The 19,734-nt window shown below is 69.4% G+C and carries 12 protein-coding genes; 10 read left to right on the top strand and 2 right to left on the bottom strand.

The features are described from left to right. Positions 1-26: 26 nt before the first annotated feature. Genes OQ968_RS19945 through OQ968_RS19935 form a run of 3 tightly spaced genes read left to right on the top strand, consistent with a single transcriptional unit; the run spans position 27 to position 5,751 of the window. On the top strand, positions 27-4,211 hold the full coding sequence (locus OQ968_RS19945) for an NEW3 domain-containing protein (RefSeq protein ID WP_324681003.1): 4,185 nt from the start codon (positions 27-29) through the stop codon (positions 4,209-4,211). After that, positions 4,208-4,825 (top strand): DUF7158 domain-containing protein, encoded by a 618-nt coding sequence (locus OQ968_RS19940; RefSeq protein ID WP_324681002.1) that lies wholly within the window; start codon positions 4,208-4,210, stop codon positions 4,823-4,825. Before OQ968_RS19945 ends, OQ968_RS19940 begins: the two co-directional genes overlap by 4 nt. Beyond that, positions 4,825-5,751: an ROK family protein gene (locus OQ968_RS19935; protein ID WP_324681001.1), complete on the top strand. Its 927-nt coding sequence runs from the start codon at positions 4,825-4,827 to the stop codon at positions 5,749-5,751. The genes OQ968_RS19940 and OQ968_RS19935 overlap by 1 nt, the downstream gene beginning before the upstream one ends. Here the strand turns inward: OQ968_RS19935 and OQ968_RS19930 are convergent. Beyond that, entirely contained in the window at positions 5,732-6,085 is a 354-nt protein-coding gene (locus OQ968_RS19930) for a helix-turn-helix domain-containing protein (RefSeq protein WP_324681000.1), read from the bottom strand. The genes OQ968_RS19935 and OQ968_RS19930 overlap by 20 nt on opposite strands. A gap of 81 nt (positions 6,086-6,166) precedes the next feature. Between OQ968_RS19930 and OQ968_RS19925 the strand changes: the two genes are divergently transcribed. The 3 genes from OQ968_RS19925 (at position 6,167) to rplL (ending at position 7,938) form a co-directional block, all read left to right on the top strand. Next, positions 6,167-6,607 carry a DUF1772 domain-containing protein gene (locus tag OQ968_RS19925; protein ID WP_324680999.1) on the top strand — a complete coding sequence of 147 codons (441 nt, stop codon included), beginning with the start codon at positions 6,167-6,169 and terminating at the stop codon, positions 6,605-6,607. Between the two features lie 245 nt (positions 6,608-6,852). Continuing rightward, on the top strand, positions 6,853-7,512 hold the full coding sequence (gene rplJ / locus OQ968_RS19920) for a 50S ribosomal protein L10 (RefSeq protein WP_324680998.1): 660 nt from the start codon (positions 6,853-6,855) through the stop codon (positions 7,510-7,512). A 30-nt stretch (positions 7,513-7,542) separates the two neighbouring features. Further along, positions 7,543-7,938: a 50S ribosomal protein L7/L12 gene (gene rplL / locus OQ968_RS19915; RefSeq protein WP_067324242.1), complete on the top strand. Its 396-nt coding sequence runs from the start codon at positions 7,543-7,545 to the stop codon at positions 7,936-7,938. Between the two features lie 51 nt (positions 7,939-7,989). Here rplL and OQ968_RS19910 read toward each other — a convergent pair whose 3' ends face one another. After that, entirely contained in the window at positions 7,990-8,679 is a 690-nt protein-coding gene (locus OQ968_RS19910; RefSeq protein ID WP_324680997.1) for a TetR/AcrR family transcriptional regulator, read from the bottom strand. A 62-nt stretch (positions 8,680-8,741) separates the two neighbouring features. On the opposite strand from OQ968_RS19910, the gene OQ968_RS19905 reads away from it, so the two are divergent. The 4 genes from OQ968_RS19905 (at position 8,742) to OQ968_RS19890 (ending at position 19,364) form a co-directional block, all read left to right on the top strand. After that, positions 8,742-10,244, top strand: a complete 1,503-nt coding sequence (locus OQ968_RS19905; RefSeq protein WP_324680996.1) for a carotenoid oxygenase family protein — start codon at positions 8,742-8,744, stop codon at positions 10,242-10,244. 171 nt (positions 10,245-10,415) lie between these two features. Next, positions 10,416-11,426 (top strand): ABC transporter ATP-binding protein, encoded by a 1,011-nt coding sequence (locus OQ968_RS19900; RefSeq protein WP_324680995.1) that lies wholly within the window; start codon positions 10,416-10,418, stop codon positions 11,424-11,426. A gap of 454 nt (positions 11,427-11,880) precedes the next feature. Continuing rightward, positions 11,881-15,378 (top strand): DNA-directed RNA polymerase subunit beta, encoded by a 3,498-nt coding sequence (locus tag OQ968_RS19895; RefSeq protein ID WP_324680994.1) that lies wholly within the window; start codon positions 11,881-11,883, stop codon positions 15,376-15,378. A gap of 35 nt (positions 15,379-15,413) precedes the next feature. Next, the gene (locus OQ968_RS19890; RefSeq protein ID WP_324680993.1) at positions 15,414-19,364 is read left to right on the top strand and encodes a DNA-directed RNA polymerase subunit beta'; all 3,951 of its coding nucleotides are present in this window, start codon (positions 15,414-15,416) and stop codon (positions 19,362-19,364) included. Positions 19,365-19,734: the final 370 nt, after the last annotated feature.

Here is a 19,734-nt window from a genome sequence, read left to right as displayed (position 1 = left end):
TAAATTCGCGCCGTAAAGTGCGGGCAATGCAGGTGGTTTCGGCGGAGTCGACGGAGCTTTTCGTCGGGCCGCCGGACTCCCCGTCGCAGCTGGCCCGTGTCGCCCTGGTCCGCGTGGCCGGGGCGACGCCGATCCGCATCGACGGCGACGGCCTGGCGGGGGAGGCGGTCGCCCGGCCCGGCGACGAGATCGTCGAGGTCCCCGTCACGGTTGACCGTCCGGTCGTCGGCCAGCGCCGCGCCGCGCGGGTGCGCGCCGGGCGGGCGGGCACGCCGTTCGAGTTCGTCGTGGCCGAGCCCGGCTGGACGATGTACATGGTCAGCCATTTCCACTACGACCCGGTGTGGTGGAACACCCAGGGCGCCTACACCAGCGAGTGGGTCGCGGACCCGCCCGGACGGCAGACCAACGGCTTCGAGCTGGTCCACGCGCACCTGGAGATGGCCCGCCGCGAGCCCGAATACAAGTTCGTGCTGGCCGAGGTCGACTACCTCAAGCCGTACTGGGACACCCACCCCGAGGACCGCGCCGACCTCCGCCGGTTCCTGGCCGAGGGCCGCGTCGAGGTCATGGGTGGCACGTACAACGAACCCAACACCAACCTCACCGGCCCGGAAACCACCATCCGAAACCTGGTGCACGGCATCGGTTTTCAGCGCGACGTGGTCGGCGCCGACCCGGCCACGGCCTGGCAGCTCGACGTGTTCGGCCACGACCCGCAATTCCCCGGGATGGCCGCCGACGCCGGGCTGACGTCGAGCTCGTGGGCCCGGGGGCCACACCACCAGTGGGGCCCGGGCGGCAACGTCGAGGCGATGCAGTTCTGCAGCGAGTTCGAGTGGATCGCGCCGTCGGGCCGCGGCCTGCTGACCCACTACATGCCGGCCCACTACGGGGCCGGCTGGGGGATGGATTCGTCGGCCTCGCTCGCCGAGGCCGAGGACGCCACCTACGCGCTGTTCGCCCAGCTGAAGAAGGTCGCGCTGACGCGCAACGTGCTGCTGCCGGTCGGCACCGACTACACCCCGCCGAACAAGTGGGTCACCGCGATCCATCGCGACTGGGCCCGGCGCTACACCTGGCCGCGGTTCGTGTGCGCGCTGCCGCGGGAGTTCTTCGCCGCGGTGCGGGCCGAACTCGCCGCGCGCGGCCACGCCGCGTCGCCGCAGACCCGCGACATGAACCCGATCTACACCGGCAAGGACGTCTCCTACATCGACACCAAGCAGGCCAACCGGGCCGCCGAAAACGCCGTCCTGGGCGCCGAGCGCTTCGCGGTGTTCGCCGCGCTGACGACCGGCGCCGAGTACCCGCAGGCCGCCCTGGCCAAGGCGTGGGTGCAGCTGGCCTACGGCGCGCACCACGACGCCATCACCGGCTCGGAATCCGACCAGGTGTACCTCGACCTGCTGACCGGCTGGCGTGACGCGTGGGAGCTGGGCCGCGCCGGCCGCGACAACGCGCTGGCGTTGCTGTCCGGTGCCGTGAATCTTCCAGGCGCCCAAGGGCATTCGGTCGTGGTGTGGAATCCGCTGACGCAGCGGCGCACCGACATCGTCACCGCCCGGCTCGACCCGCCGATCGGCGCGGGGGTGCGCGTGCTGGATTCCGACGGCGCCGAACTGCCCGCACATGTCGAGCACGACGGCCGGTCGGTCACCTGGCTGGCCGGCGACGTGCCCTCGCTGGGGTGGCGGGCCTACCGGCTGGTCCCGGCGGGCGAAGCGGCGGGCTGGGAACCGGCGCCGGGGTTGGAAATCGCCAACGAGCACTACCGGCTGACGGTCGACCCGGCCCGCGGCGGGGCGGTGTCCTCCCTGATTCGGGACGGCCGTCAGCTGATCGCGACCGCCCGGGTCGGCAACGAGCTCGCCGTCTACGAGGAATACCCGGCGCACCCCACGCAGGGCGAGGGCCCGTGGCACCTGCTGCCCAAGGGGCCGGTGGTGTGCTCGTCGGAGGCGCCCGCCCGGGTGCAGGCCTACCGCGGCCCGCTGGGGCAGCGACTCGTGGTGCGCGGCGGCGTCGGCACCCTGCTGCGCTACACCCAGACCATCACCCTGTGGCGCGGCGTGGCGCGGGTGGACTGCCGCACCACCATCGACGAGTTCACCGGGGCGGACCGGTTGGTGCGGCTGCGCTGGCCGTGTCCGGTGCCGGGCGCCATGCCGGTCAGCGAGGTGGGCGACGCCGTCATCGGGCGGGGTTTCGCGCTGCTGCACGACGGGTCGCAATCGGTGGACACCGCGCGGCACCTGTGGACGCTGGACAACCCGGCCTACGGCTGGTTCGGGCTTTCGTCGGCGGCCCGGGTCCGGGTCTCGGATTCCGCCGTGCGCGCGGTGTCGGTGGCCGAGGTGGTCTCGCCGGGCGAAACGACGTCCGGACCGCTGGCCCGCGAGCTGATGGTCGCGCTGGTCCGCGCCGGCGTCACGGCCACCTGCAGCGGCGCCGACCAGGCGCGCTACGGCCACCTCGACGTCGACTCCAACCTGCCCGACGCGCGGCTCGCGCTGGGCGGGCCCGACCGCAACGCGTTCACCAAGGCCGTGCTGGCCGAGGCGGACCCCGACTACACCGCCGAACTGGAACGGCAGCTGGCCGCGACGGGCCGGGCGCGGGTCTGGGTGCCCGCCGCGACGCCGTTGGCCGCGGCCTGGGTGCCCGGCGCGGACCTGCGCGGGGTGCGGGCGCTGCCGGTGCTGGTGATCGCGGGCTCCGACGACGACAGCCTGTGCGACGAGATCGCCTCGGTGGCAAGCGATCTCGGGGACGCCGAGATCGTCGTGAACCAGCGCGCCCCGGCGGCGATGGAGCCCTTCGAGCCCCGCACCGTCGCGGTGCTCAACCGCGGCGTGCCGAGCTTCGCCGTCGACACCGAAGGCACGCTGCACACCGCGCTGATGCGCTCGTGCACCGGCTGGCCGTCCGGCGTCTGGATCGACGAGCCCCGCCGCACCGCGCCCGACGGCTCGAACTTCCAGCTGCAGCACTGGACCCACACCTTCGACTACGCGCTGGTCTGCGGCGACGGCGACTGGCGGCGCGCCGGGATCGCGGCCCGCAGCGCGCAGTTCTCCCACCCGCTGCTCGCCGTCGTTCCGGGCCGGCGGCGGGGCGGGCTGGCCCCGGCCGGGTCGCTGCTGCACCTCGACCCCGCCGGCTCGGTGCACCTGGGTGCGCTCAAGGCGGCCGGCAACCCGCTGACCGCCGGCAGCGCCGCGCCGGTCGACCCCGGCGCGGTGGCCCTGCGGCTGGTCGAAACCGGCGGGGGGACCGCCCGCGTCGGCATCGGCTCGGCGCTGGGCGACGTAGGCGCGCTCGAGCCTGCCGACCTGCTGGAAACCCCGCGGGGGCGGCGACGAAAACGATCGATCGAGCTGCGCGGCTACCAGGTCGCCACCGTGCTGGCGCGGCTCGACATGCCGCGGGTGATTTCCGGCGGCCGGGCCGGCCCGCTGGCCCCGCACGCCGAGGCCGCCCAGCCGCTTTACGCGCGCTATTGGCTGCACAATCGCGGGCCCGCGCCGCTCGGCGGGTTGCCGGCGGTCGCGCACCTGCACCCGCGCCTGGTCACCGCGCGGCCGGGCGGCAGGGCCGTGTTCCGGCTCACCGCGTCCAGCGACTGCAGCGATGCCGCGCTGCGGGGCGCGGTGAAAGTGGTGTGCCCGCAAGGCTGGTCGGCAACGCCCGCCGAGCAGCCGTTCGCTCTCTGCCCAGGCGAGTATCACGAGATCGACGCCGAGGTGGCGATTCCCGCGGGCGCGGAACCCGGGCTCTACCCGATCCGGGCCCAGCTGCGCCTCGCCGGGGATTCGCTGCCGACCGCGTGGCGCCAGGTGGTCGAGGACGTGGGCGTGGTGGCCGTCGCTGGGGACGGGGCCGACCTCGGCGACCTGCTCTACCTGGTCGACGGGCCCGCCGACGTCGCGCTGCGCGCCGGCGAGACGGCCCGGCTGGTCGTCACGGTCGGCACCCGCGCCCGCGCCGACCTGGCGCTGGAGGCGCACCTGATCAGCCCGTGGGGCACCTGGGAGTGGATCGGCCCGCCGGCGCTGGGCGCGGTGCTGCCCGCGCTCGGCACGGCCGAGCTCGGCTTCGCCGTCACCCCGCCCGCGTGGCTGGAGCCCGGCCAGTGGTGGGCACTGGTCCGGGTCGGCTGCGCCGGCCGGCTGGTCTACTCACCGGCGGTGAAGGTGACCGTGACATGAGCGCCCAAATGGTCGCGACCGTCGCCGGCACCCCGGTCGGCGTCGACGAGGTCGACGCCCGGGAGGCGCGGCTGCGCAGCGGTGCGCGCGCGGCGGCGCTGCCGACCGGCGGCACCAGCGAGGGGCGGCAGCTGCGACGCTGGCTCACCCAGCTGATCGTGACCGAACGCGTGGTCGCCGTCGAGGTGGCCGCGCGGGGGCTGAACGCGCGGGACGCCCCGACCGAGGCCGAGCTGCTGCCCGACGTCACCACCCGGCTGGAGATCGGCAGCGTGGCCGCGGCCGTGCTGGCCGATCCGGGCGCGCGGGCGCTGTTCGCCGACGTCACCGCGACGGTCCGGGTCACCGACGAAGACGTGGCCGACTACCACGCCCGCAACCCGCTGCGGTTCGCCGCACCGCGCCCGGGCCGTGACGGCTGGCGCGCCCCGTCGCCGGTCGCGCCGCCGCTGACCGAGGTGCGCACCGCGATCGCCGAGCACCTGCGGGGCGCCGCGCGCCGGCGCGCCTTCCGCGTGTGGCTGGATGCGCGCACCGCGGAGCTGGTCCGGCTGGCTCCCGGCTACGAGCATCCCGGCGATCCCCACCAGCCCGACAACACCCACCGGCACTGATGGCCGCGCTCACGCTCTGCCTGGACATCGGCGGCACCAAGATCGCCGCCGCCCTGGCCGACCCCGGCGGCGCGCTGGTGCACACCACCACCCGGCCCACCCCGCCGCGGGCTTCCGCCGAGGACGTCTGGGCCGCCGTCGCCGCGTCGATCGCCGACGCCGTGGGCGCCGCCCCGGGTCCGGTCGCCGCGGTGGGGATCGCCTCGGCCGGCCCCATCGACCTGCGCACCGGCTGCGTCAGCCCGATCAACATCGGGTCCTGGCGCGACTTCCCGCTGCGCGACCGCGTCGCCGCGGCGGTGCCCGGCGTGCCCGTGCGGCTCGGCGGCGACGGCGTGTGCATGGCCCTGGGCGAGCACTGGCGCGGCGCCGGGCGGGACGCCCGCTTCCTGCTGGGCATGGTGGTGTCCACCGGCGTGGGCGGCGGATTGGTGCTCGACGGCGCCCCCTACACCGGGCGCACCGGCAACGCCGGTCACGTCGGTCACGTCGTGGTCGAACGCGATGGCCTGCCGTGCTCGTGTGGCGGGCGCGGCTGCGTCGAGACCGTCGCGGCCGGCCCGTCGCTCGTGCGCTGGGCCCGAGCCAACGGCTGGTCGGCGCCGCCCGACGCCGGCGCCACGCAGCTGGCGGCCGCGGCGGCGCGCGGGGATGCATTGGCGCTGCGGGCGTTTCACCGCGCGGCCAACGCGCTCGCGGCGATGATCGCCTCCGTGGGCGCGGTCTGCGACCTCGACCTCGTCGTCATCGGGGGAGGCGTGGCGAAATCCGGTCCCCTGCTTTTCGACCCGCTGCGCGCCGCGCTGGCCGACTACGCCGGGCTGGACTTCCTCGCGGGCCTGCGGGTGGTGCCGGCCGAGCTCGGCGGCGAGGCCGGCCTGGTCGGTGCGGCCCGGCTCGCCGGACTCAGCCTGCCCCCGGCGTGACCCCAATCCCGTTGCGCTGCATGTGCTTTCGTCCCCACTCGCACAACCCGGCCAGGACCGGGGCCAGCGTCATCCCGTATTCGGAAATCGAGTAGTGCACACACGGCGGCACCGTGCGGGCGTCGTGGCGCTCGATGATCCCGTCGTCGACCAGTTCGTGCAGATGCCGGATGAGCATGCGTTCGGTGATGCCGGGGATGCTGCGCCTCAGCTGCGCGGTCCGCATCGGCCCGTCGCACAGCCGCCAGAGGATGGTGCCCTTCCAGCGGCCATCGATCACCGACAGCGCGGCATCGATCGGGCAGTCACTGATTTCTTTTTTCGACACTGCCATCGCAGCTCCCGGGCCCGCAGACTTGCTGACTAATTTGTCAGTACCTTGCTATTTGTCAGCATAACAGCCAGGGTCATTGTCATGAACGACATCACCGATGCAGTCGCCGTTGTGATCGCCGGGCCGATGGTGGGCGTGGAGCTGGCGGTCGCGGTCTTCTTCAACCCGCTGTTCGACCGGCTGCCCGACGATGCCTTCCGCGCGGTCCGCGCCGGGGCGGCCCGGGTCCTGGGCGCGGTGATGCCGTTCTGGTATTCCGCCTCGCTGCTGCTCATCGCGGTGGTCGCCGTCCGCGCGGGCGGCGGCTACCGCACCTGGCTGTGTGGCATCGCAGGGGGCCTGCTGGCCGCCGTGGTGCTGCTGACGGTCACCATGCTGGTGCCGATCAACAACCGCATCGCGAAGTGGCCCGCCACCGGTGAGGTCTCGCGGGAGCTCGCCGCCCGGTGGGACCGCTTGCACCGGGTGCGGGTGGGGTTGCTGGTGGTGCTCTTCGCGGTGCTGGCCGTCGGCGTCACCTGAAGCCGTTTGCGTCGTTTTGGCTGATCGCCGGTGGTCAGGCTATGGTGGTTGCCGATCCACCGAAGACCGTCGGTCACCGAGCAATCGGTTGAAGGTCCGGGCATGTCCCGGCGGCCCACGCAGGAGGACGAGGCATCAGCGCCGGCGCGCGCCGGCGTGTTTCACGCCCCGGCCGCTTCCTGCGCCGGGGCGTTCGTCGTTCCTGGGTGATCGCAGACAACAGACGTCCAACCGAGGAGGCATGCATGGCGAAGGCGGACAAGGCCACCGCCGTTGCAGACATCGCCGAGCAATTCACCGGCTCGACGGCCACCCTGATCACCGAATACCGCGGTTTGACGGTGGCCAACCTGGCCGAGCTGCGGCGGTCGCTGGCGGGGTCGGCCACCTACGCGGTGGCCAAGAACACGCTGATCAAGCGCGCCGCCGCGCAAGCCGGGATCGAGGGCCTCGACGAACTGTTCGTCGGCCCGACGGCCATCGCGTTCGTCACCGGTGAGGCGGTCGACGCCGCCAAGGCCATCAAGACCTTCGCCAAGGACAACAAGGCGCTGGTCATCAAGGGCGGCTACATGGACGGCCACCCGTTGACGGTCGCCGAGGTCGAGCGCATCGCCGACCTGGAATCCCGCGAGGTGCTGCTGGCCAAGCTGGCCGGCGCGATGAAGGGCAACCTGGCCAAGGCGGCAGGCCTGTTCAGCGCCCCGGCTTCGCAGGTGGCCCGGCTTGCGGCCGCGCTGCAGGAGAAGAAGGCCGCCGAACCCGGCGCCGCTGCCGCCGAACCGGCCGCCGAAACGCCCGAACCGGCCGCCGAGCCCGTCGCCGAAACACCCACCGAACCCGCTGCCGAAACACCCGAGCCCGCGGCCGAAACACCCACCGAGACAGCCACCGAGGCCGAGTAACCCAAACCCAAACCAGGAAGGACCCACACCATGGCAAAGATGTCCACCGACGACCTGCTCGACGCGTTCAAGGAGATGACCCTGCTGGAGCTCTCCGACTTCGTCAAGAAGTTCGAGGAGACCTTCGAGGTCACCGCGGCCGCCCCGGTCGCGGTCGCCGCGGCCGGCGGTCCCGCCGCCGGTGGCGCACCGGCCGAGGCCGCCGAGGAGCAGTCCGAGTTCGACGTCATCCTCGAGGCCGCCGGCGACAAGAAGATCGGCGTCATCAAGGTTGTCCGCGAGATCGTCTCCGGCCTGGGCCTCAAGGAGGCCAAGGATCTCGTCGACGGCGCGCCCAAGCCGCTGCTGGAGAAGGTCGCCAAGGAGGCCGCCGACGAGGCCAAGACCAAGCTCGAGGCCGCCGGCGCCACCGTCACCGTCAAGTAGTTCTGCCGAGCAGACGTAAAAGCCCCCGACACACCGAGTGTTCGGGGGCTTTTACGTCTGCTCACCGAACGCCGCGCGGAACGACTGCCGTATCCGCTCGGGCGAATCTCCCAGGGCGACAAACAGATTCGTGAACATCGAGCCGAGCACCGGCCCGACCGCCGCGCCCTCGTCGCCGTAGAAGCCGGCCAGTTCGAGCAACACGAAGCCGTGCATCAGCGCCCAGAACTGGGCCGCGATTGCTACCACCGTCTCGTCGTCGCCGGCGTCGATCCGGCCGGCCAGCATCGACCGGCGCACCGCCCGCACCACGTGCGCGAAGCTGGGGATGTCCTGCTCGATCTCGGCAACGGTCAGCTTCAGGATGTTGCCGGCCGGAGCGTTGATGCCGTGGGCGCTGGTGCTGCCGAACATCAGCCGATACATGTGCGGGCGCTCGATCGCGTAGCGCCGGTAGGCCAGTCCGACGGCCGCCAGGTCGGCCACCGGGTCGGCCGTCTGCGGCACCGACAACGCGGCGTCGAACTGCCGCAGGCTCTCCTCGGCGACCGCGGCGATCAGCCCTCGCATCCCACCGAAATGCGTGTAGACGGCCATCGTCGAGGTCCCCGCGGCGCCGGCCACCTTGCGGGTCTGCAGCGCGTCGGGCCCATGCTCGTCGAGCAGGTTCACCGCGGCGTGCAGCATCTCGTCGCGGACGCCGCGAACGCTGGTCTCGGTATCCGAAGTCATCCTTGCCATCTTCTCATCGGGCGCGTACGGTTCTCATAACACTGAAATATCAATGTTATAGGAGCTTAGCAGTGACGTCTACGCAAATCGCCACAACCGCGAATCCGTATCTCGAGGGCTTCCTGGCGCCCGTAGCCGCCGAGGTGACCGCGACCGACCTCGAGGTCACCGGGCACGTCCCCGAGCACCTGGACGGGCGCTATCTGCGCAACGGGCCGAACCCGGCCCAGGAGGTCGACCCGGCCGCCTACCACTGGTTCACCGGCGACGGCATGGTGCACGGGGTGGCGCTGCGCGACGGGAAGGCGTGCTGGTACCGCAACCGCTGGGTGCGCAGCGCGTCGGTGTGCGCCGCTCTCGGCGAGCCGGCGCCACGCCGGCTCGACCCGCGGGCGGGCATGCAGTCGCTGGGCGCCAACACCAACGTGCTTTGCCACGCCGGAAAGACCCTGGCCCTCGTCGAGGGCGGGGTGGCCAACTACGAGCTGACCGACGAGCTCGACACCGTCGGGACGTGCGACTTCGACGGCACCCTGCCCGGTGGCTACACCGCCCATCCGCACCGCGATCCGCGCAGCGGCGAGCTGCACGCGGTGTCCTACTCGTTCGCCCGCGGGCGAACGGTGCAGTACTCGGTGATCGACACCGCGGGCCGTGCTCGCCGGACGGTCGACATCGAGGTGTCGGGGTCGCCGATGATGCACGACTTCTCGCTGACCGACAAGTATGTGGTGATTTACGACCTGCCGGTGACGTTCGACCCGGTGCAGGTGCTGCCCGCGTCGATGCCGCGCTGGCTGTCGCTGCCGGCCCGGCTGGTGCTGCAGTCGCTGATCGGACGCGTCCGGGTGCCCAGCCCGATCGCGGTGATGATGAACCGCAACCCGAAGCATTCCGACGTCCTGCCGTACGCCTGGGACCCGCACTACCCTGCCCGCATCGGCGTCATGCCCCGCGAGGGCGGCAACAAGGACGTGCGCTGGTTCGACATCGAACCCTGCTACGTCTACCACCCGCTCAACGCCTACTCCGAGATGCGGGACGGGGCCGAGGTTTTGGTGCTCGACGTGGTGCGCTACTCGCGGATGTTCGACCGCGACCGGCGCGGCCCCGGCGACAGCCAGCCCACACTGGACCGCTGGACCATCAACCTGACGACCGGCGCGGTCGGCACCGAATGCCGTGACGACCGTTCGCAGGAGTTCCCCCGGATCAACGAGACCCTGCTGGGCGGGCGGCACCGGTTCGGCTACGCCGTCGGCATCGAAGGTGGGTTCTTCGCCTCGGGCGGGGCACAGCTCGAGACGCCGCTCTACAAGCACGACTACGCGACGGGATCGGCCACGGTGGCCGCGCTCGACCCGGCCCTTTTGATCGGTGAGATGTCTTTCGTGCCCAACCCCGAGGGCCAAGCCGAAGACGACGGCATCCTGATGGGATACGGCCATCACCGCGGCCGCGACGAAGGCCAGCTGATCCTGCTGGATGCCCAGACCCTCGAGTCGGTGGCGACCGTGCACCTGCCGCAGCGGGTGCCGATGGGCTTCCACGGCAACTGGGCGCCGGCCGGCTAGCCGCGACCTTAGACACGTGTTGACCAGCGCGGCAGCGCGGCGTCTCGAGATGGGTAATTTTTTGCGCAGGTGCCGTGCAACCCCTGATGCGGCGCCTCGGCGGTGCGCTACAGTGACTCAAGCCACAAGAACGGGCTGGTGGCGGGCACAGCGTCGACGGAAGGATTCCCCATGGGCGTCGCTATCGAGGTGAACGGCCTCACGAAGTCGTTCGGATCCTCGAGGATCTGGGAAGACGTGACGTTGGAAATCCCCGCCGGGGAGGTCAGCGTCCTGCTGGGACCGTCGGGTACCGGCAAATCGGTGTTCCTGAAGTCCCTCATCGGTCTGCTGCGCCCGGAGCGCGGCTCGATCATGATCGACGGCACCGACATCATCGAATGCTCGGCCAAGGAGCTGTACGAGATCCGCACGTTGTTCGGCGTTATGTTCCAGGACGGCGCGCTGTTCGGGTCGATGAACCTTTACGACAACACGGCGTTCCCGCTGCGCGAGCACACCAAGAAGAAGGAAAGCGAGATCCGTGACATCGTCATGGAGAAGCTGGAGATGGTCGGCCTCGGCGGCGACGAGAAAAAGTTCCCCGGCGAGATCTCCGGCGGTATGCGCAAGCGCGCCGGCCTGGCCCGGTCGTTGGTCCTCGACCCGCAGATCATCCTGTGCGACGAACCCGACTCGGGTCTGGACCCGGTCCGCACCGCCTACCTGAGCCAGCTGATCCTGGACATCAACGCCCAGATCGACGCCACCATCCTGATCGTCACGCACAACATCAACATCGCCCGCACCGTGCCGGACAACATGGGCATGCTGTTCCGCAAGCACCTGGTGATGTTCGGGCCCCGCGAGGTGCTGCTGACCAGCGACGAGCCGGTGGTGCGCCAGTTCCTCAACGGCCGGCGCATCGGGCCGATCGGCATGTCGGAGGAAAAGGACGAGGCCACCATGGCCGAGGAGCAGGCCATGGTCGACGCGGGTCACCACGGCGGCGGCGTCGAGGAGATCGAGGGCGTGCCCCCGCAGATCACCGCGACCCCGGGCATGCCGGAGCGCAAGGCGGTCGCCCGGCGCCAGGCCCGGGTGCGCGAGATCCTGCACACGCTGCCCAAGAACGCCCAGGCGGCGATCCTCGACGATCTCGAGGGCACCCACAAGTACCGGGCGCACGAGTTCGGCGACTAGCCGGCGACCACCACATACGGAGCCCCTCCGACCGGCATGGTTGGAGGGCCGCGTCTCCGCGTGCGCTCGAGGGACCCGGACCCGAAATTTTTCCCGTTAACTTCACGCAACTTGCCGCCTTTGCTCTTGACGACGGGGCTCAAACGGGCCAGTCTGTTGGGCAGCATGTGCCCACGGGAACGCAAGATGCCAGCCAGCGCCGATGTTCCCTGGGTGGGTAGTTGATGTATGCGCGCGCCTGCGCTATCGTTGGACGTTGCGCTGGCTACTTCCTGCCCACCTCACCCGCCACTTGACACCGTGGTCTTAGCCTGAGCCCCCTCTGCGGCCCAGCTATTCAGTTGCGCGTGAGATCAGGGCAGATCGTTCGCCGGCCTAACCGACACAATTCGCGGCGAACAGGCCCGGTGGCCCCGGTTCTCGTGAGTCGCACGAGGTGCTGGAAGGATGCATCTTGGCAGATTCCCGCCGAAGCAAGACGGACTCTTCTCGCCCACAAAGCTCCGCCAACAGCTCCGTCCCCGGAGCACCCAACCGAATTTCCTTCGCCAAGCTCCGCGAGCCGCTCGAGGTTCCGGGGCTTCTCGACGTGCAGACCGACTCGTTCGAGTGGTTGATCGGTTCGCCGCGCTGGCGTGAGGCCGCATCCGCGCGCGGAGACGTGAAGCCGGTCGGCGGCCTCGAAGAGGTGCTCTACGAGCTGTCGCCGATCGAGGATTTCTCCGGCTCGATGTCGCTGTCGTTCTCCGACCCCCGGTTCGACGAGGTCAAAGCCCCCGTCGACGAGTGCAAAGACAAGGACATGACGTACGCGGCCCCGCTGTTCGTCACGGCCGAGTTCATCAACAACAACACCGGTGAGATCAAGAGCCAGACGGTGTTCATGGGCGACTTCCCGATGATGACCGAGAAGGGCACGTTCATCATCAACGGCACCGAGCGCGTGGTGGTCAGCCAGCTGGTGCGCTCGCCGGGTGTGTACTTCGACGAGACCATCGACAAGTCCACCGAGAAGACGCTGCACAGCGTCAAGGTGATCCCCAGTCGCGGCGCCTGGCTGGAGTTCGACGTCGACAAGCGCGACACCGTCGGCGTGCGCATCGACCGCAAGCGCCGTCAGCCGGTCACCGTGCTGCTCAAGGCGCTGGGCTGGACCAACGAGCAGATCACCGAGCGGTTCGGCTTCTCCGAGATCATGATGTCGACGCTGGAGAAGGACAACACCGCCGGCACCGACGAGGCGCTGCTGGACATCTACCGCAAGCTGCGTCCGGGCGAGCCGCCGACCAAGGAGTCCGCGCAGACGCTGCTGGAGAACCTGTTCTTCAAGGAGAAGCGCTACGACCTGGCCCGGGTGGGCCGTTACAAGGTCAACAAGAAGCTCGGGCTGCACGCCGGTGAGCCGATCACGAGCTCGACGCTGACCGAGGAAGACGTCGTCGCCACCATCGAGTACCTGGTGCGCCTGCACGAGGGGCAGTCCGCGATGACCGTTCCCGGCGGCGTCGAGGTTCCGGTGGAAACCGACGACATCGACCACTTCGGCAACCGCCGGCTGCGCACCGTCGGCGAGCTGATCCAGAACCAGATCCGGGTCGGTATGTCGCGCATGGAGCGCGTCGTCCGGGAGCGGATGACCACTCAGGACGTCGAGGCGATCACGCCGCAGACCTTGATCAACATCCGGCCCGTCGTCGCCGCGATCAAGGAGTTCTTCGGCACCAGCCAGCTGTCGCAGTTCATGGACCAGAACAACCCGCTGTCGGGTCTGACCCACAAGCGCCGGCTGTCGGCGTTGGGGCCGGGCGGTCTGTCGCGCGAGCGCGCCGGGCTGGAGGTCCGCGACGTGCACCCGTCGCACTACGGCCGGATGTGCCCGATCGAGACCCCGGAGGGTCCGAACATCGGTCTGATTGGGTCGCTGTCGGTGTACGCGCGGGTCAATCCGTTCGGCTTCATCGAGACGCCGTACCGCAAGGTGATCGACGGTGTGGTCACCGACGAGATCGAGTACCTGACCGCCGACGAGGAGGACCGCCACGTGGTGGCGCAGGCCAACTCGCCGATCGACGACGACGGCAGGTTCACCGAGGCGCGCGTGCTGGTCCGCCGCAAGGCGGGCGAGGTGGAGTACGTGTCCTCGTCCGAGGTGGACTACATGGACGTCTCGCCGCGCCAGATGGTCTCGGTGGCCACGGCCATGATCCCGTTCCTCGAGCACGACGACGCCAACCGGGCCCTGATGGGCGCCAACATGCAGCGCCAGGCGGTTCCGCTGGTGCGCAGCGAACGGCCGCTGGTGGGCACCGGCATGGAGCTGCGCGCCGCGATCGACGCCGGCGACGTCGTCGTCGCCGAGAAGTCCGGCGTCATCGAGGAAGTCAGCGCCGACTACATCACCGTGATGGCCGACGACGGCAGCCGGCACACCTACCGGATGCGCAAGTTCGCCCGTTCCAACCACGGCACCTGCGCCAACCAGTCGCCGATCGTGGACGCGGGCGACCGCGTCGAGGCCGGCCAGGTGATCGCCGACGGCCCGTGCACCGACCAGGGTGAGATGGCGCTGGGCAAGAACCTGCTGGTGGCGATCATGCCGTGGGAGGGCCACAACTACGAGGACGCGATCATCCTGTCCAACCGCCTCGTCGAGGAGGACATCCTCACCTCGATCCACATCGAGGAGCACGAGATCGACGCCCGTGACACCAAGCTGGGCGCCGAGGAGATCACCCGGGACATCCCGAACGTCTCCGACGAGGTGCTGGCCGACCTCGACGAGCGCGGCATCGTGCGCATCGGCGCCGAGGTCCGCGACGGCGACATCCTGGTCGGCAAGGTCACCCCGAAGGGGGAGACCGAGCTGACGCCGGAGGAGCGGCTGCTGCGCGCGATCTTCGGCGAGAAGGCCCGCGAGGTTCGCGACACCTCGCTGAAGGTGCCGCACGGCGAGTCCGGCAAGGTGATCGGCATCCGGGTGTTCTCCCGCGAGGACGACGACGAGCTGCCGGCCGGCGTCAACGAGCTGGTCCGCGTCTACGTCGCCCAGAAGCGCAAGATCTCCGACGGCGACAAGCTCGCCGGCCGGCACGGCAACAAGGGCGTGATCGGCAAGATCCTGGCGCAGGAGGACATGCCGTTCCTGCCGGACGGCACGCCGGTGGACATCATCCTGAACACCCACGGTGTGCCGCGACGGATGAACATCGGCCAGATCCTGGAGACGCATCTCGGCTGGTGCGCGCACAGCGGGTGGAAGGTCGACGGGCATCCCGACTGGGCGTCCCGGCTGCCCAAGGAGCTGCTGGAGGCCGAGCCGAACGCCATTGTGTCGACGCCGGTGTTCGACGGCGCCCAGGAGGCCGAGCTGCAGGGGCTGTTGTCGGCCACGCTGCCCAACCGGGACAACGACGTGTTGGTGGATGCCGACGGCAAAGCGGTGCTGTTCGACGGCCGCAGCGGTGAGCCGTTCCCGTACCCGGTGACGGTTGGCTACATGTACATCATGAAGCTGCACCACCTGGTGGACGACAAGATCCACGCCCGTTCCACCGGCCCGTACTCGATGATCACCCAGCAGCCGCTCGGTGGTAAGGCACAGTTCGGTGGCCAGCGCTTCGGTGAGATGGAGTGCTGGGCCATGCAGGCCTACGGTGCCGCGTACACGCTGCAGGAGCTGCTGACGATCAAGTCCGACGACACCGTTGGCCGGGTCAAGGTCTACGAGGCGATCGTCAAGGGCGAGAACATCCCGGAGCCGGGTATTCCCGAGTCGTTCAAGGTGCTGCTCAAGGAGCTGCAGTCGCTTTGCCTCAACGTCGAGGTGCTGTCGTCCGACGGCGCGGCGATCGAGCTGCGCGAAGGTGAGGACGAGGACCTCGAGCGGGCCGCGGCGAATCTCGGAATCAACCTGTCCCGCAACGAATCCGCCTCTGTTGAGGACCTGGCTTAATCAGTTACTAAACCCGCAAGGGGAAAGGGAGTTACGTGCTCGACGTCAACTTCTTCGATGAACTCCGTATCGGTCTGGCCACCGCGGAGGACATCAGGCAATGGTCTTACGGCGAGGTCAAGAAGCCGGAGACGATCAACTACCGCACGCTGAAGCCGGAGAAGGACGGCCTGTTCTGCGAGAAGATCTTCGGACCGACTCGCGACTGGGAGTGCTACTGCGGCAAGTACAAGCGGGTGCGCTTCAAGGGCATCATCTGTGAGCGCTGCGGCGTCGAGGTGACCCGCGCCAAGGTGCGCCGCGAGCGGATGGGCCACATCGAGTTGGCCGCGCCGGTCACGCACATCTGGTACTTCAAGGGCGTGCCGTCGCGCCTGGGGTACCTGCTGGACCTGGCGCCGAAGGACCTCGAGAAGATCATCTACTTCGCCGCCTACGTGATCACGTCGGTCGACGAGGAGATGCGGCACAACGAGCTGTCCACCCTCGAGGCCGAAATGGTGGTGGAGCGCAAGGGCGTTGAGGACCAGCGCGACGCCGAGCTCGAGGCCCGCGCGCAGAAGCTGGAGGCCGACCTGGCCGAGCTGGAGGCCGAGGGCGCCAAGGCCGACGCGCGGCGCAAGGTCCGCGACGGCGGCGAGCGGGAGATGCGCCAGATCCGCGACCGGGCCCAGCGCGAGCTGGACCGGCTGGAGGACATCTGGAACACCTTCACCAAGCTGGCCCCCAAGCAGCTGATCGTCGACGAGAACCTCTACCGCGAGCTCGTCGACCGCTACGGCGAGTACTTCACCGGCGCCATGGGCGCGGAGTCGATCCAGAAGCTGATCGAGAACTTCGACATCGACGCCGAGGCCGACTCCCTGCGCGACGTCATCCGAAACGGCAAGGGGCAGAAGAAGCTTCGCGCCTTGAAGCGTTTGAAGGTGGTGGCCGCGTTCCAGCAGTCGGGCAACTCGCCGATGGGCATGGTGCTCGACGCCGTCCCGGTGATCCCGCCGGAGCTGCGCCCGATGGTGCAGCTCGACGGTGGCCGGTTCGCCACGTCCGACCTCAACGACCTGTACCGCCGCGTGATCAACCGCAACAACCGGCTCAAGAGGCTGATCGACCTCGGTGCCCCCGAGATCATCGTCAACAACGAGAAGCGGATGCTGCAGGAGTCCGTGGACGCGCTGTTCGACAACGGCCGCCGCGGCCGCCCGGTCACCGGGCCGGGTAACCGTCCGCTGAAGTCTTTGAGCGATCTGCTCAAGGGCAAGCAGGGCCGGTTCCGCCAGAACCTGCTCGGTAAGCGCGTCGACTACTCCGGCCGTTCGGTCATCGTGGTCGGCCCGCAGCTCAAGCTGCACCAGTGCGGTCTGCCCAAGCTGATGGCGCTGGAGCTGTTCAAGCCGTTCGTGATGAAGCGTCTGGTCGACCTCAACCACGCGCAGAACATCAAGAGCGCCAAGCGGATGGTGGAGCGGCAGCGTCCCCAGGTGTGGGACGTCCTCGAAGAGGTCATCGCCGAGCACCCGGTGCTGCTGAACCGCGCCCCCACCCTGCACCGGCTGGGCATCCAGGCGTTCGAGCCAATGCTGGTGGAGGGCAAGGCCATTCAGCTGCACCCGTTGGTGTGTGAGGCGTTCAACGCCGACTTCGACGGCGATCAGATGGCCGTGCACCTGCCGCTGAGCGCCGAGGCGCAGGCCGAGGCCCGCATCCTGATGCTGTCGAGCAACAACATCCTGTCGCCCGCGTCGGGCCGCCCGCTGGCCATGCCGCGACTGGACATGGTGACCGGGCTGTACTACCTGACCACCGAGGTCGAGGGCGACACCGGCGAATACCAGCCGGCTGCAAAGGACAAGCCGGAGATCGGCGTGTACTCCTCACCGGCCGAGGCGATCATGGCGGCCGACCGGGGGGTGCTCTCGGTGCGGGCCAAGATCAAGGTCCGGCTGACCCAGCTGCGCCCGCCGGTCGAACTCGAGGCCGAGCTGTTCGGCGCCAACGGCTGGCAGCCGGGCGATGCCTGGATGGCCGAGACCACGCTGGGCCGGGTGATGTTCAACGAGCTGCTGCCGCTGGGGTATGCGTTCGTGAACAAGCAGATGCACAAGAAGGTGCAGGCCGCCATCATCAACGACCTGGCCGAGCGCTACCCGATGATCGTGGTCGCGCAGACCGTAGACAAGCTCAAGGACGCCGGTTTCTACTGGGCGACCCGCAGTGGTGTCACGGTCTCGATGGCCGACGTGCTGGTGCCGCCGCGCAAGAAGGAGATCCTCGACCAGTACGAGGAGCGGGCCGACAAGGTCGAAAAGCAGTTCCAGCGTGGCGCTTTGAACCACGACGAGCGCAACGAGGCGCTGGTGGAGATCTGGAAGGAAGCCACCGACGAGGTCGGCCAGGCGCTGCGGGAGCATTACCCCGCCGACAACCCGATCATCACCATCGTCGATTCGGGTGCCACGGGTAACTTCACCCAGACCCGGACGCTGGCCGGCATGAAGGGGCTGGTGACCAACCCGAAGGGTGAGTTCATCCCGCGTCCGGTCAAGTCGTCGTTCCGTGAGGGCCTGACGGTGCTGGAGTACTTCATCAACACCCACGGCGCTCGAAAGGGCTTGGCGGACACCGCATTGCGCACCGCCGACTCCGGGTACCTGACCCGTCGCCTGGTGGACGTGAGCCAGGACGTCATCGTCCGCGAGCACGATTGCCAGACCGAGCGCGGCATCGTCGTCGAGCTGGCCGAGCGCCAGCCCGACGGCATGCTGATCCGTGACCCGTACATCGAAACCTCGGCGTACGCACGGACTCTGGGCACCGACGCGGTCGACGAGAAGGGCAACGTCGTCGTCGCGCGCGGCGAGGACCTGGGCGACCCGGAGATCGACGCCCTGCTGGCGGCGGGCATCACGCAGGTCAAGGTGCGCTCGGTGCTGACGTGCACCACCGGCACCGGCGTCTGCGCGACCTGCTACGGGCGGTCCATGGCCACCGGCAAGCTGGTCGACATCGGCGAGGCCGTCGGCATCGTCGCCGCCCAGTCCATCGGCGAGCCCGGCACGCAGCTGACCATGCGCACCTTCCACCAGGGTGGTGTCGGTGAGGACATCACCGGCGGTCTGCCGCGCGTGCAGGAGCTGTTCGAGGCCCGCGTGCCGCGCGGCAAGGCGCCGATCGCGGACGTCACCGGCCGGGTCCGTCTCGAGGAGGGTGAGCGCTTCTACAAGATCACCATCGTCCCCGACGACGGCGGCGAGGAAGTCGTCTACGACAAGCTGTCCAAGCGGCAGCGGCTGCGCGTGTTCAAGCATGACGACGGTTCCGAGGGAGTGCTTTCCGACGGCGACCACGTCGAGGTGGGCCAGCAGCTGATGGAGGGCTCGGCCGACCCGCACGAGGTGCTGCGCGTGCAGGGCCCCCGCGAGGTGCAGATCCACCTGGTCCGCGAGGTCCAGGAGGTCTACCGCGCCCAGGGTGTGTCGATCCACGACAAGCACATCGAGGTGATCGTCCGCCAGATGCTGCGCCGCGTCACCATCATCGACTCGGGCTCGACGGAGTTCCTGCCCGGCTCGCTGATCGACCGTGCGGAGTTCGAGGCGGAGAACCGCCGGGTGGTGGCCGAGGGCGGCGAGCCCGCCGCCGGCCGTCCGGTGCTGATGGGTATCACGAAGGCGTCGCTGGCCACCGACTCGTGGCTCTCCGCGGCGTCGTTCCAGGAGACCACGCGAGTGCTGACCGATGCGGCGATCAACTGCCGCAGCGACAAGCTCAACGGCCTGAAGGAGAACGTGATCATCGGGAAGCTGATCCCGGCCGGTACCGGTATCAACCGGTACCGCAACATCCAGGTGCAGCCGACCGAGGAGGCCCGCGCCGCCGCGTACACGATCCCGTCCTACGAGGATCAGTACTACAGCCCGGACTTCGGCCAGGCCACCGGCGCCGCGGTTCCGCTGGACGACTACGGCTACAGCGACTACCGGTAGTCACTCAGGAAAAAGCCCCCGCTCCGTGCGGGGGCTTTTTCCTGGGCTGATGCCATCACAACGGGTTTCCGTATCGCCGAGGCTCGTTGACAACAGGCCGATCCTGGTCCTGGTCGTGCTTCACCGATGACGTTCCCGGTGGTGGCGTGCACCGATACTTCTCGGGGATGTCTGATGGGCGCTCGGGGAGACCTTCACGCGGAAAGCCGAACCACCAAATTGTGTCCCGCTCGTTTGGCCGACGAAATGATGAGGACGGTTGGTTCTCTTCGAAATCGATGAGGTAGTAGTAAAGCACCGCCTCGTCCAAGTCCGGCCAGGGGCCGGGGTCGATGATCGAGTGCCTGGTGTCGCGGGCGAGCCCCCAGGT

This window comes from Mycobacterium sp. 663a-19, from assembly GCF_035616495.1.
Lineage (GTDB): Bacteria > Actinomycetota > Actinomycetes > Mycobacteriales > Mycobacteriaceae > Mycobacterium.
This window is presented reverse-complemented; position numbering and strand designations above follow the sequence as displayed.